The organism is Prosthecobacter sp. (assembly GCF_020439865.1).
In the GTDB taxonomy this organism is placed as follows: Bacteria; Verrucomicrobiota; Verrucomicrobiia; order Verrucomicrobiales; family Verrucomicrobiaceae; genus Prosthecobacter.
This window is the reverse complement of record NZ_JAGRPF010000073.1, coordinates 16,514-29,663: the sequence shown is the minus strand read 5'-3', so window position 1 is coordinate 29,663 and position 13,150 is coordinate 16,514. Positions and strand designations below refer to the sequence as shown.

At 58.4% G+C, this 13,150-nt stretch carries 12 protein-coding genes; 7 read left to right on the top strand and 5 right to left on the bottom strand.

The window, feature by feature from the left end; all coding sequences use genetic code 11:
• The first annotated feature begins 9 nt into the window (after window positions 1-9).
• The 7 genes from KDL09_RS07895 to KDL09_RS07865 all read left to right on the top strand — a co-directional run bounded on the left by KDL09_RS07895 (window position 10) and on the right by KDL09_RS07865 (window position 4,744).
• The gene (locus KDL09_RS07895; RefSeq protein ID WP_294383582.1) at window positions 10-252 is read left to right on the top strand and encodes a glycine zipper domain-containing protein; all 243 of its coding nucleotides are present in this window, start codon (window positions 10-12) and stop codon (window positions 250-252) included.
• Between the two features lie 35 nt (window positions 253-287).
• The gene (locus KDL09_RS07890) at window positions 288-614 is read left to right on the top strand and encodes a glycine zipper domain-containing protein (RefSeq protein WP_294383576.1); all 327 of its coding nucleotides are present in this window, start codon (window positions 288-290) and stop codon (window positions 612-614) included.
• Window positions 615-661: 47 nt separating this feature from the next.
• On the top strand, window positions 662-1,165 hold the full coding sequence (locus KDL09_RS07885; protein ID WP_294383573.1) for a GtrA family protein: 504 nt from the start codon (window positions 662-664) through the stop codon (window positions 1,163-1,165).
• A 6-nt stretch (window positions 1,166-1,171) separates the two neighbouring features.
• Complete coding sequence (locus KDL09_RS07880) at window positions 1,172-1,633, top strand: tRNA (cytidine(34)-2'-O)-methyltransferase (protein ID WP_294383570.1); 462 nt, start codon at window positions 1,172-1,174, stop codon at window positions 1,631-1,633.
• Window positions 1,634-1,673: 40 nt separating this feature from the next.
• Entirely contained in the window at window positions 1,674-2,351 is a 678-nt protein-coding gene (locus KDL09_RS07875; protein WP_294383566.1) for an ABC transporter ATP-binding protein, read from the top strand.
• A 45-nt stretch (window positions 2,352-2,396) separates the two neighbouring features.
• Window positions 2,397-4,028 (top strand): glycoside hydrolase family 75 protein, encoded by a 1,632-nt coding sequence (locus KDL09_RS07870; RefSeq protein WP_294383557.1) that lies wholly within the window; start codon window positions 2,397-2,399, stop codon window positions 4,026-4,028.
• 233 nt (window positions 4,029-4,261) lie between these two features.
• The gene (locus KDL09_RS07865; RefSeq protein WP_294383554.1) at window positions 4,262-4,744 is read left to right on the top strand and encodes an SMI1/KNR4 family protein; all 483 of its coding nucleotides are present in this window, start codon (window positions 4,262-4,264) and stop codon (window positions 4,742-4,744) included.
• A gap of 295 nt (window positions 4,745-5,039) precedes the next feature.
• Here KDL09_RS07865 and hemB read toward each other — a convergent pair whose 3' ends face one another.
• From hemB to vccA, 5 genes are all read right to left on the bottom strand, one after another.
• Window positions 5,040-6,017, bottom strand: a complete 978-nt coding sequence (gene hemB / locus KDL09_RS07860; protein WP_294383552.1) for a porphobilinogen synthase — start codon at window positions 6,015-6,017, stop codon at window positions 5,040-5,042.
• Between the two features lie 66 nt (window positions 6,018-6,083).
• A complete protein-coding gene (vccD, locus tag KDL09_RS07855) occupies window positions 6,084-6,734 on the bottom strand; it encodes a Verru_Chthon cassette protein D (protein ID WP_294383550.1) in 651 nt (216 codons plus the stop codon).
• Window positions 6,731-7,798: a Verru_Chthon cassette protein C gene (vccC, locus tag KDL09_RS07850; protein WP_294383548.1), complete on the bottom strand. Its 1,068-nt coding sequence runs from the start codon at window positions 7,796-7,798 to the stop codon at window positions 6,731-6,733. Before vccC ends, vccD begins: the two co-directional genes overlap by 4 nt.
• A 29-nt stretch (window positions 7,799-7,827) precedes the next feature.
• Window positions 7,828-8,373: a Verru_Chthon cassette protein B gene (gene vccB, locus KDL09_RS07845; protein ID WP_294383547.1), complete on the bottom strand. Its 546-nt coding sequence runs from the start codon at window positions 8,371-8,373 to the stop codon at window positions 7,828-7,830.
• Between the two features lie 21 nt (window positions 8,374-8,394).
• Complete coding sequence (gene vccA / locus KDL09_RS07840) at window positions 8,395-12,936, bottom strand: Verru_Chthon cassette protein A (protein ID WP_294383545.1); 4,542 nt, start codon at window positions 12,934-12,936, stop codon at window positions 8,395-8,397.
• Window positions 12,937-13,150: the final 214 nt, after the last annotated feature.

Here is a 13,150-nt window from a genome sequence, read left to right as displayed (position 1 = left end):
ACTACGACTATGAAACACATCCTCCTCTCCATCCTCACCCTCTCCACCCTGTCGTTTTCATCCTGTGCCACCGGCCCCAACGCCCAGCGCGGCGCGGTCATCGGCGGACTTGGCGGCGCGGCGGTAGGTGGCATCATCGGCAATCAAAGCGGTCGAGGCCTCGAAGGCGCCCTGATCGGTGGTGCGCTCGGCGCGGCAGGCGGGAACGCCATTGGCAACGCCAAGGACCGCCAGCAGCGTCGTTACTACTAATCCACCAAATTTGTTCATCACATTGATCGTGAATTATGAAAAACACTCTCCTCACGCTTCTCTCTGCCGTCACGTTGGTTTCCTGCGCCTCTGGTCCTAACGCTCAGACCGGTTCCGTGCTGGGCGCTTTGGGTGGTGCCGCCGTTGGCGGCATCATTGGCAATCAAAGCGGTCGCGGACTCGAAGGTGCCGCCATTGGCGCCGGCCTCGGCGCTCTAGGTGGCAACGCCTTGGGCAATGCCAAGGATCAAAGCAACGGCCGCTATCAGCAGGGTTACTATGATCGGAACGGCAACTGGCACCCACAGCAACAGCAGCAGCAGGGCTACTACGACCGGTACGGCAACTACCACTACTATTGATACCATCTGCTGCTTGCAGACAGCCCATCCCCGGAGAGCCTCACACGATGACTTCAAAAATCGGTGAGGCTCTTCTGTTTTTCCGTCAGAACAACTGGAGGACGATCCTTGCGCGCATGAATGCGCGGGACACGCATCCCCTCATCCAGTTTATCAAATATGGGATTTGCGGTGTAGGAGCGCTCATCGTTCACCAGTTGATCTGGGGGGGCTGCTCCGTGTGGCTCTACCCTGCGATCGACAGCGCGATCCCGCAGGATGTTCGAGCGCTGAACACCACCTACAACAACGCGATTGCCTTTCTGTTCAGCAACGCATTTGCCTACATCACCAATTCTCTATGGGTCTTCACGCCAGGACGGCATCACCGGGTGAAGGAGTTTCTCTATTTTACCCTGGTCAGCACACTCGGTTTTGTGGTGGGGCTGGCGGCAGGGCCGTATTTGATTCACAAGTTCGGCATCAACACCATTGTGGCACAGGGGTCCCTCGTGGTTGCTTCCGTGATGGTGAATTTCGTGTGTCGGAAATTTTTTGTTTTCAAGAACTGACCCTCCATGCTGAACGTGGTTCTGTTTCAGCCGGAGATTCCGCACAACACGGGAGCCATCGGCCGCCTCTGCCTCGCCACTGGAGCACGTCTCCATTTGATCAAACCTCTTGGCTTCAGCCTCGAGGACAGGCACTTGAAACGTGCGGGGCTGGACTACTGGCCAAAAGTGGATGTGCGTGTCTGGAACACCTGGGACGACTTGAACACAACGATGGAGGCCGGTGACTCCGTCTTCTTTGTCGAATGTCAGGGGAATCAAACCTACTGGTCGGCCGACCTTACGTCTCCGAACGTCTATCTCGTGTTCGGGCCTGAAACGCGCGGGATCCCGCCTTCAGTGATCGAACAGGAAAAGTGTCTGTGCATCCCGATGCAGGAAACGCGTAGTCTGAATCTCGCGACGGCGGCTGGCATCGTGATGTACGAGGCGCTCAGGCAGCGCACACAGGCGGGCATCACACCTTGACGTCGCGGAGCATCTGCGGAGCGTACAAACATTCATTCTCATGAGCCAGGAAGCCGCACCACTCGCCGCACATGATGTGCATCGCACCTATCACCTCGGGGGGCATGATCTGCCCGTGCTGCGTGGTGTGAACATCGAAGTCGCCGCCGGTGAAAAGGTTTTCCTGTGTGGGCAGTCAGGCGCTGGCAAAACGACGCTGCTCTATGTGCTCGGTGGCCTCGAACAACCGACCTCCGGTGATGTGCTCGTGCACGGCCGTTCGCTCTATCAAGCAGCCGCGGCCGAGCGTGCCCGCACCCGCAATCAGGTCATGGGTTTCGTCTTCCAGCACTACTTTCTGCTGCCGGAACTGACGGCCCTCGAAAACGTGGTGCTGCCGGCCATGATCGGCGGTCGTAAGGCCGAGGAACGCGCCCGCGAACTGCTCGACAAGGTGGGCCTCAGCGAACGTCTCCAGCACCTGCCCACTGAACTCTCCGGCGGCGAGCAGCAACGTGTGGCCATTGCCCGCGCGCTCATCAACAACCCCGGCATCATCTACGCCGACGAACCCACCGGCAACCTCGATGCCAGCACTGGCAGCGGCGTCATCGACATGCTCATGCAGGTCGTCAACGAGGCCAAAAAGACGCTCGTTGTTGTCACGCATGATCAAAACCTCGCAAAACGCGGAGATCGCAGGCTCATCCTCAAAGAAGGCCGGCTTGAAGAAGGATGACGCGTCCGCCACTTAACCCGAACACCGTTCAACCTTCTCACGCGCATGTCTTTGGAACCTGACACCCCCGTCGAGAACGATCCGCCGCCCGCCTCGTGGCAGCCACGTCAGAAGCGGGGCTGCTTCAGCTCTGCCGCCAGAGTGTTGTTCCTGCTCATCATCCTCACCGGACTGCTGCTCCCTTTCACCCCCTTCGCTGGCAAGATCAAACGAGGCATCCAGGACATCGTCGAATCCGCCCGCACCACCAAGGAGCGCGTCATCACGCGTGATGTGATGCACGATGTGATCAAGGAGGTCCCCGTCGTCAAAGAGGTGACCAAGGAAGTCATCCGCGAAGTGCAGCCCCCTCTTCCGGAGAAATACATTCCGCGCAAAGACATCGACGTCGCCACACTCTTCAACGGCATCACCGTCAAAACCAACCTGCTCACCGAGCAGGGCAGTTTCGCCAGTCTCGAGCGTCTCGATCCAGAGTCCTACAAGGCCGAATTCCAGCTCAGCATCCGCGTGCCGAAGGCAAACCAGACCGCGGTGGAACTCTCACGCATCAACAAGCACCTCCCGGCCATCCTGCCCGGGCTTGATGCCATGCTGCCTGCCGCAAAGGTCTCCGGCTTCTACTACAAGCTCTACGAGAACAAAACCAATCGTGTGCAGAACGACCTCACACGACTCAACAGAATCCTCGACCGTCACAATTTCTACGACACCGAGACCATCCTCGAACTCACCCACCCCGCCACCCAGCGGCGCGCCCTGCTGATTCAATCCGAGATGGATGTCGTCGCTGACGGGTCCGACGGCGACCGCATGCCCACGCTTTCCGAGTACATCTATCTCTCCGACTACTACCAGCCCTTCACCAGCTACGCCTGGCCCAAGACCACGAAGAATCCCAACCCGCTGCTCGCCAAGTGGGAGGAACGGCTGAAAAAGGCCCAGGACGAGTATGCCGTCAAAGGACTCCCGGCTTCGCGCAATCGCGAACTCAGCTCGCTCATCAGCACGCTCAAGGTCGAGGTCGGGGAAATGAAAGCCCGCAGCAGCCTGATCGCTGAAAAAGATCCCTTCATTGTGATCTCACTGCTGTTCCGCGGCTACGCTGATCAAAACAAGTTCACCCCGCAGATCGGCGACTACGCCGCCGTCATCCACGAGGGCAAAATCTACCCCGCCATCTGCGGCGACTACGGCCCCAGCTTCAAGATGGGCGAAGCCTCGCTCCTCATGGCCAAGACCATCAATCCCAAGTCCACGCCTTACATCCGCCCGGAAAGCGATCTCAAGGTAACCTACCTCATCTTCCCTGGCACGGCCGAGGAAAAGCGTTCAGCGCCTGATCTCGCGAAGTGGAAGGAAAAATGCGCCGCCTTGATCGGCGAAGTCGGCGGCATCGGTGCCGGCTACGTCCTGCATACTTGGGAAGATCCGTTCAAGAAACCCGAACCGCCTGCTACGACCACACCCGCTGCGGATGGCTCTTCCCCGCCAGCCACTGGAACACCAGCCCAAACCGCGCCACCGGCCAATGCGACGTCCTCACCTGCAGCCTCGTCGTCATCGACCGCAACTCCACCGACAACCGCCACGCCACAGACCAGCAAATCCGGCGAGAGCCAAAGTGCAGCCAAAGCAGCGACCAGCAAAGCCGGCAGCAAGTCGAAGACGAATTGACTCCACGAAGCCGTCTCCCGACAACTGCGTGTTATTTTTCATACTCCAATAGCCAAATACGGGATGTTATTCGGCGTTTTTGTTTCCCTATTCCGCTATTTGCGGCTAAACCCACATTATGAAGCAGGCCACCCCGTACTTTTCCGACACTTTTGTTGGCTATAAAGGTGCAGGCAAACCGACAGAAGTGTTTCCTATCTGAATTGTTCGCCCAACCAACAACGCCTCACACCATGATCGTTGATGATTTCGTAGCGGCTATTGAACAGACACGATCAGTGTTGACCCCTTCCGACATTCGTTGGTTTGAACAGCAGGTTGGGCACACCCTACCTTCCGACTATAGGGATTTCCTCGAGCGATGCAGCGGCGGAGAGGCCGAGTTTGAGGTGTCCACTGACGATGACTCCGTGGTATGTCTCTCGCACATTCTTGGCCTTGAAGACCTTGACCGACGACTCTTGCTTGGCTACTCGCTTGTGACCGGATCGATAGAGGAGGTTAGGATCCCTATTCCCATGCTACCGATAGCATATACTGACGGCGGGGATCCACTTTGCATGTGCCTTGATGCTGACGCATTCGGAGCGATTTATCACATTGACCATGATTGCGGCGGACTGGACATCGCTACATGGGCCAGGACCAGAGAAGAGATTGATGCTGAGTTTCGAGCTTTTGCTTCATTCACAGACATGATCGCCCATATCCAGTAGTCCGGATTCTCATCTGTCACGTCCCTGCCGAGATAACTACAGATTAGATCATCGGCCATACGAGGGCGAACCATGAGCGGCAGGCAACCGCTGGGGCTGCTGTGTCGGACATGCCTTACCGTAGCTTGACCGCACTTGGCACGGCGGCTGCTACGTTGCCGTCTCAGAGTCTTGGCGTGATTTGTTCGTCAGTCGCTTCGTTTGAGCTTGCACCCGCCGCGCCAAGTGCTCGTTTTGCGTTCGTTCGATCCGCCACCCCGCCCCAGCGGTGCCTGCGCTAGGACGTTAGACTAGGCTAACTCAGCCACCCCTTCGCCCACTGCTTCGCAAAGTAAGTGAGGATCATGTCCGCACCCGCACGACGGATGCCGGTGAGCGATTCGTTCACGATCTTCGCCTCGTCGATCCAACCACCGGCGGCACCAGCTTTGATCATCAAATACTCGCCGCTAACCTGATAGGCCGCGATGGGCAGCATGGTGGCGGCACGCAACTTGGCGATGATGTCGAGATAAGGCCCTGCGGGTTTCACCATGAGGATGTCGGCTCCCTCGGCTTCGTCGATCGCAGCCTCGCGCTGGGCTTCACGCGAGTTCGCCGGGTCCATTTGATAGGTCTTCTTGTCGCCGGCCTTCGGTGCCGAGTCCAGCGCACCACGAAACGGTCCGTAGTAGGCGCTGGCATACTTCGCGGTGTAGCTCATGATCGAAACACCTTGGAAGCCGGCCTCGTCGAGTGCCGCACGGATCGCAGCCACGCGACCATCCATCATATCACTCGGCGCGACGATGTCCGCGCCCGCACGCGCGTGACAGAGCGCCTGCTGCTGTAGCACAGCCACGGTTTCATCATTCAAGATGCGGCCGTCATCGGAGACGAGACCGTCATGACCGTCGCTGTTGTAGGGATCGAGCGCCACGTCAGTGATCACCGCAAGTGTGGGATGCGCCGCTTTCAGAGCGCGAATCGCGCGCGGCACCAGTCCATCATCCGCATGGCAGGCCGCCGCATCACGCGTCTTGAGCTGATCTGGGATGCGTGGGAACAGCACCACGGCAGGGACGCCTAGGGCATGCGCCTCTCCGGCCTCCTGCACGAGTCCTTCCACGCTCCAGCGTGTGCAACCCGGCATGGAGGAGATCGGCGTGTTTTCCCCGCCCTCCTGAATGAACAAAGGGTAGATCAGATGACCCGGCGTCAGCTCCGTCTCGCGAACGAGATCGCGAATGGCGGGAGACTGGCGGTTGCGGCGGGGGCGGATTGGGAGATGCATCGGCCCCGAATATAGGCGGAGAGCCGGCCAGACCGCAAACGGCGAATCATCCCAGCCCAAGGCACATCACGGACGATACGAATGCGCACGCCCGGTGACGGGATCGAGCTGAACCGTGTAGTAGTTGGGCGGAGCATCGGCGAGCTCCTCCTTGTAGTTGTTGATGGAAACCAGGGTCAGGTAGGCGTTTCGCAGCGGCACACGCAGGTTTGTGGATCCGTTGGGGTAAAAGATGATCCGGTTGAAGGTGGCTTCGAGATCTTTGAAAGGCGCACGTGTGGCAGATCCGGTGCTCGACGCCGGAACGTTGCTGGCAAACATCGGGGAGAGCGCTCCCTGCACCAACACCACACGCCCTTCCCCCCAGTACACCGGCTCCTCAATCGAAGTCGCCTGATTGGTGGCAGGATCGTAGCGGATGAGCTGAATGGCGTGGCAGCCTGTGATTCCGTCCTTGGTGTAGAAAAAGAAATCCACCCCGGTGGGTTTGTTGTCCGTCAGCGCCCGCTGCTGGGCCTGGGAGAGCTTGAGCATCAGGCTGTCCCCTGCGGATGAGATACTGGCCGACTGGATCGCGGCCAGAGTATAGGGTGTGGCGAACGTGAAGATCAGGGCCACGATGGCAACCACGACGACAATCTCCACCAGGCTGAAGCCGGTTGAGGCTGAACGGTGGACGCGTCTGCGAAGGTTTTGTGGTGAACGAATGTTTTTCATCGGAGGAGCCCCCATTTTGAGTTGCGCATGTTGATGGTGGACGAGAAGACCCGGTAGTTGAGCTGCTCGGAGCGCAGCTTTGCCTCCAGGGTCTTGAGGTCCGTCTGTAGATCATCGCGGTTGGTGAAGGCCCCCTTCGGAACAAGCTCTGGCATGGCCTCCTCGTTGCGATCCGCCAGATTGCGGGCGGAGGCTTCATCAATGGCCACCAGCGTCACCACCACACGTGGCGGCAGCATATGCTGGGTTCCCTGCGGGCTGTCACTAGTGGTGTTGACGAGCTTGGTGGAGTCATAGGAGTAATTTGGCGCGATCCACCAAGGCTTCGTCTTTTTGTAGGCCGCATCGTCAGAGGTGACCTGGGGTGAAATGATGAGCGCGACGATGTTTTCAGCAATGGGACGAGTGTCCGCGGGTTCATCGATGGTTTCTCCTGAGCTGATGACATTGGTGGCCGCCTTGTTGAACCACTGCCCGGGTTTGACGGCATAGACAGTATTCTCCTCCGCCGGCGGACGATACTCCCAGAGCCGAAACCGAGACCGCGTGGTGGTCACATGCGGCGGACGGAAGGCGTCATCGCTGCCATGCATGATGAAATACCCGCGGCCACACAACAGCCGGTTGAGGCCCTCGTAACCGTCACGCTCGCTCAGCCCCAGGCGGGCCTGGAAGAACATGGCATGCGTCACCAGCATTGCGGCCGAGGTGCCCGGAAGAAGCGTCTGAGCCTGCCCTGTGACGAACTGGAGCTCCGACTGGCGGATGTACTTCGTGGGCAGCTGGGTTTTCGACTGGGGAATCGTCGGGGTTTCGCCGTTGTTGTATTGATATGCCTGATAGGTGTTCAGAATCGCCTGCCTGACATTTTGCGTGATGCTTTCATAAGCCATCCGCGCTTCGCGAAACTGTTCGACACGGGCCACACCGCGCTTCCATGTGCGCTGGGTCTGCCCCAGCACCTGCACGGCCACCAGCAGGATGATGGAGAGGATCACCATGGAGAGCGCAACCTCCACCAAAGAGAATCCGTGCCGTCGCGATGTGTCATGATGATGTTTCATAGTTCGAACAGGGGTGGCGGTGTGGATGGTCATTCCCCCATCTTGGCGACGAGGGTGCAGGCCGACGTGATGCGCAGGGGCGACGCCGTGTTAAAGTCAAAGGACTGGTCTCCGGAGGTAGCGACGCAGATCTTCACGCGCCGCAGATAGGCCTCCGCCGCGCTGGCAGAACCACTGCTGCTTCCAACCGGAAGGACCACATCCAGGGGTTTTTCCGGCACATAGACGGAAGCAACGAAGGCCAGGGAGGCCGCCATGTTTTCTTCGGAGGTGTCTGCGGTGGTCATCTCCGTACCTTCGTTGGTGAAGAAACGCAGCGGCCCATAGCCCGTCCATGTGATGTGGCTCCATGGCATTGATTGAAGCTCACCGTTGAGTTTCTGAATGATTTTGGAGCCCACGGACATTTCCGCCGAATTGCGGGCCATGTTGATTCCCTGGGGGAGCAGACCAAGCACAGAAATGAAACCCAGTGCGGCTATGGCGACCGCGATGGTGACCTCCACCAGCGAGAAGGCGGATGACTGACGCTTCGAGCGCCTCGGGTGTGATGCATGAGAGATGGCTGTTTTCATAGGGATGAAGTGTCTGGACAATCAAGGATCAAAGCGCTTTTGCGCGATGACACGGAAGCGGTGCAACTCCTCCATCGACTGCTTCGAAAGCGGGCTGCCGGACGCGTAATCAAGTTTGGCTGTCGTATCCAAGGCTGGATCGTTCAGATCCAGATAGCGCTCGATCACCGCAGAGCCGCGGTACTCGGAACCTACGGTGTCTTTTCCAACGACAAACTTCGTCGGATCGGATGAACGCGCCTTCTTGATCGTCTGAATGCGCATGTGGATCTGGTAGGTGTTTGAGCGCGTGGTGAGACGCGGATACATGTTGGTGTAAGGGCGCTCTTTGAGATTTTCAGCCGTGGCCGCGTGGTTTTCCCAGAACGTCAGGATGCTGCTGCTGCCGGTTTTGAGCAGGCCGCTGATGGTCGTCGGCCACGAGGGTGGCACGAGAGTGTCCGAGCTGTTTGCCTTCTTTGGCAGGAGGTACATTTCACAGATCTGCGCAGGGGAGATGAAGGCAAAGCCAGAGTTGAAGCGTTCGTCGAAGAGCTTCAGCGTCGCATCGACGTCGATCTGGCGGTGCCAGTATTTTTTCCCCGACGAACTGGTGTCGTCTTTCCAGAACCACGTCTGGCCTTTGCCAGACGGCGCACCACCAGGACGCCGCAGGTAGAAGTTGGCATCGCTGACCGGAACGGCACTGAGAAGCTCGCTCTTCATCACGGCCGCCAGGCCTGTGGCACGGCGGATATGGCGGAACGGCGCCATCTGGTAGTTCATGTTGATCTTGCCTGCCGTGGATCCTGGCTGGCTGATGACATAAGGCTCCACCACGGGCATCCAGAAGAAGTCCATGAACAGATAGTCGGGCGGATCGATGCCTCGAATGGGCAGACCACTCTTACCGTAGCCATTCAGCACCTTGGGCGCGCCGATATGCGGCTGCAGCCCTTGCTTGGTGCTCCATGTTTGGGGACGGAACAGCAGCGTGCGCCATGGTTCGCGCTTCTGGCCGCCTGAACCACCGGCCTGATGGACGCCGGTGGGCAACGAGCCAAACATGCCCGGTGAGGCCACCTGCCGGTTCGGTGAGAAGTAGGTGGCCCCTCCGATCCAGGTGATCCAAGGATTCGTGAAGTACGGAACCAGCTGCTCACCGGTCGAACTGCTGATGACGCTGTAGGTGTTGCCTTCGTCCGGTTTGTTGATGTAGGCACCGTCGGTCTGATTGGCGATCCCACGATCAAAGTCGCCATACTTCTGCAATCCGGCACCACAGGCGGCCGAGTAAGGATGGTCGGGCAGGAAAGCGTTGTGGTAGTTTGCATTTTTGACGAGGCGCCAGCCCTTCTTGTCCTCACCTCGATCGAGTCCAGGGCCTTCACTCCAGTTCAGCAGCACGAGGTTGTGCGCCATGCGCTGTTTCCCATAAAGACGATGTTGTTCGAACTCCGTGGCCGGCACCACAAACTGGCCCATTGTCAGACGCGGATCGCCATGCCTTAGCACCAGCGACTGAATGGTGTCGATATTCAGAGCCAGGTTGCCCCGGTAAAAGAAGTTGTTGTCGTAGTTGCCCATTTCGTTGCCGACGTAACGGAACCTGCCGCCCATGCGGGTGGAGGGGATGGCCGCCGCCGTGGTGATCTTGCCCGTCTTGTCCCGGCCCAGCGCTCCGTCCGAATGGAATGACCACCAGTAGGGCGCTGGCACAGGCTGCCAGATATGCCAGCTGCCGTCAGCATTCTGACTCCAGCGCGTGTCCTCATCCTTCTGTGCGAGGATGGGCGAAGGAAACTGGCCTTGCGGAAAACTGAAGTTGAAAGTCTGCAGCACCTGGGGCGAGGCGTCGTTCGACAGGATCTTCACCACCACCGTGCCACCACCGAAAGGGATCTTACCTGCATCACCACCGGGAATGTCCAGGAAGTCACTGACAAGATTGTACTGGTTGCATTGCCTCAGCTCACCCGACTTGGTCGCGTAACTGGCGTAGCTGATGCCTCCTTTGTAAGGCACCTGGGAGTTATTCGCGGGAATGTTGGTGTCGTCGAAGAGGATGCTTCCCGATGTATAGCCATTCACGCCCTTCGCGACGGCGGGCAGCTTGCGCTCCTGCAGGAATGCGCGGTAGGAAATGGTGCCGCCTCGCTGATACACGCCGTTGGCGCTGCTCATGTGCTTGAACGGGCGGATGAGCGTCTTGCCTCCATTGACAGGGAACATCTTTTTGCCGCCGATCATCAGCGAACTCGCATCCACTTCGATGGCGATGTCTGGATTGATGAGCGTCCATCCCGTGGAAGGGCTGAACCATTCGAGCAGGAAGGTGGCCTGGACCCGTTTCACGTTGTCTGTCAGCGGAGTGTCCTTGTCCAAGGTCCAGTTCCAGTTCATCGGGTTGTAGCCTGGGTGCTTGGGATCATCACCGGCGTAGCCTTCGAGCTGATGGGCGGCGGGATACAGGTTCTTGTAGAAGCCGTTTTTCGGATCCTGATTGGTGGTGCTCAGAGGGGGAAAATTCGAGTACCAGTTGTTGTAGTTGCCCCATTCACCACCGCGCCACCGGGGAGGCGTGTAGCCGTTCGGTGCAGGTCCTTTGGGGTCGATCTTGGGAGAGGAGAGGCCTCCGGCCTTTGTGGTTCCCTGCGCGCAGCAGATGAAGTGAAGCCCGACTTCGCTGATGGTCAGGAACCGGCCCATGCCGCGGTAGATCTCGCCCTTGCCCTTCGGCATCACCGTGGGCATGACCTGCCCGTGTCCCGGATAACTGCCGCCGGTGGAGTTGCGCATCGGCGTGAAGGTCTTTGATGCCATTCCGGATGATTTGGAAACGAGCCGCGAATCCGGCAGGCCTTTGATGCTCGGATCCGTGCCGACATTCTGCGCGGCGATGTTGTCATCGTACAAGTTGGTGCTGCGAATGTAGTCGAAGATCTCGACGAGAATCTGCTGCCGGTTGTCACCGTATTTTTTGAGAAAGGATGCACCAGATGCTCCGAAGCCCGGAATGGGCGTCCCCGTCAATGTCATGAGATAATCGAAGAGCTGCCTGTTGCGCGTGATGGTGGTCAGCTCCGTCTGGCTGGTGCAGTCCTGACGGGTGAAGAAGTAGTCCTTTCCTGCCAACTGCGAGCATTTCACGATAGCGTTGTCAAAGACGGTGCGGTACTGCGTTGTGTTGGTGCGATGCACCGGCCACATGGAGATCTTCGGGTAGCCAAAGGGGTTCAGATCCGATGAACGGCTGCGAGGTGTCAAAAACGACCGAAGGCGTTCCACCACGTCGTGGTTTTCAAGCCCCGCCCATATCTGAGTGGTTCCCAGATTGATTTCAGTACGCTCACCATCGCTCTGCACGGCGGAGCGCAGCAGAAACTCGTCCGCGCTGGGGAACAGGCGTTCTCCGAGCGCCTTCTGCACCTCGCTGAAGTTGGTTGGGGAGAAGTTGCGGTTCACCGGAACCAGCACCGATCCCGCCTTGGAGCCTCCCGGCAAGATTTTCGGCATGAGATCATAGATCGCCTCCTTGTACTTCAGCGCCTGGGCGAACCCGGATGTGTCCGAGGTCAGCGGATTCATGTTCTGACCGGGAAACAACACGGTGCTCATGCAGACCGTGGCGGGATGTCCTGGATAGCGCTGATACTCATAAGCCATCGGCTGGAACCGCGCCCACTCGCCATCACGCTCATGGAACAGGCGTGGCGTATCCCATGGTGTCCCCTCCCCTGCCGTGTTGATGTTGATCTTCGTGGACTCATCGTCGGTCCAGAAGGCCACACGGGATATCATCGGATTCTCCCGTGTGGCTTCCTGCCCACCACCCCCAACAAATTTTCCCGTGGAGTCGAGATGTCCCAACGTGCCGTCCTTGAGCATGTACAGCCACTCCACCGGCATCGGCAGACGTTGCTTGCTCTCACCATCAGTGCCGCTCGACGGCCCCACCACGCCGTCCAAAGCCTGGCCGGAGGTGCCGTTGGCATACTGAGAATAGGTGAAGCCTTCCACCGAACGGGTGGACGTGGTCGAATAGGCACGCGGATCTATGATCGGGAAATACAACCGCGGAGTACCACTGGGATCGGTGGGGTTCATCCGAACGACGGGCTCGTTGAGGTCCACGTACTGCGCGGTTTGTTTGTCCCAATCGGTTGGAGGCGTATCAGCGACGATTTCGGCCTCGGTCGTGGCCACCATCTTTCCATCAGAATACAGCTTGAGCCCACGGAGCAGCGTTCCGTCCTCCTTGTATTGCCGGATCATGCCCGGCTGCGAAGCCCATATTTCGCGACCAGTTGCGGAGTCATCCTGATGGGTGCCACGCTGAATCTGACCGATGGCCAGATTGATCACCGAGTCAGCGTGCAATCGTGCCTTGGCGCCTTCGACCTGTGCCACGGTGGAATTGTACTCGACACGCGTGGCGCTTAACAATGCGGTGAGCAGCACCAGTGTCAGTGCCAGCACACTGAGCACTGTAATCAGCGCAACCGCACGACGACGACGCAACAGGTTACCGAGCGACCGGAATCCGCGCTTCAATGATTTACTTTGTATGGATGATGTATTCATAACATGACTGATTGGGCTGAAAGCACTGCCGTGTGCAGTTCCTTGGTTTGAAACGATTTTGCCTGATGGGCGCTCTTTTAACCATGAGGCCGTGGTTGGCGCATGTGTGCGCGATGAACTCATCCGTGATCACACCATGGACCTACCTAACTGTGCAGCTTTTGCTTATTCTCCCACGCAAATTCGAAACCGCTGGAGGAACACAACTAACACC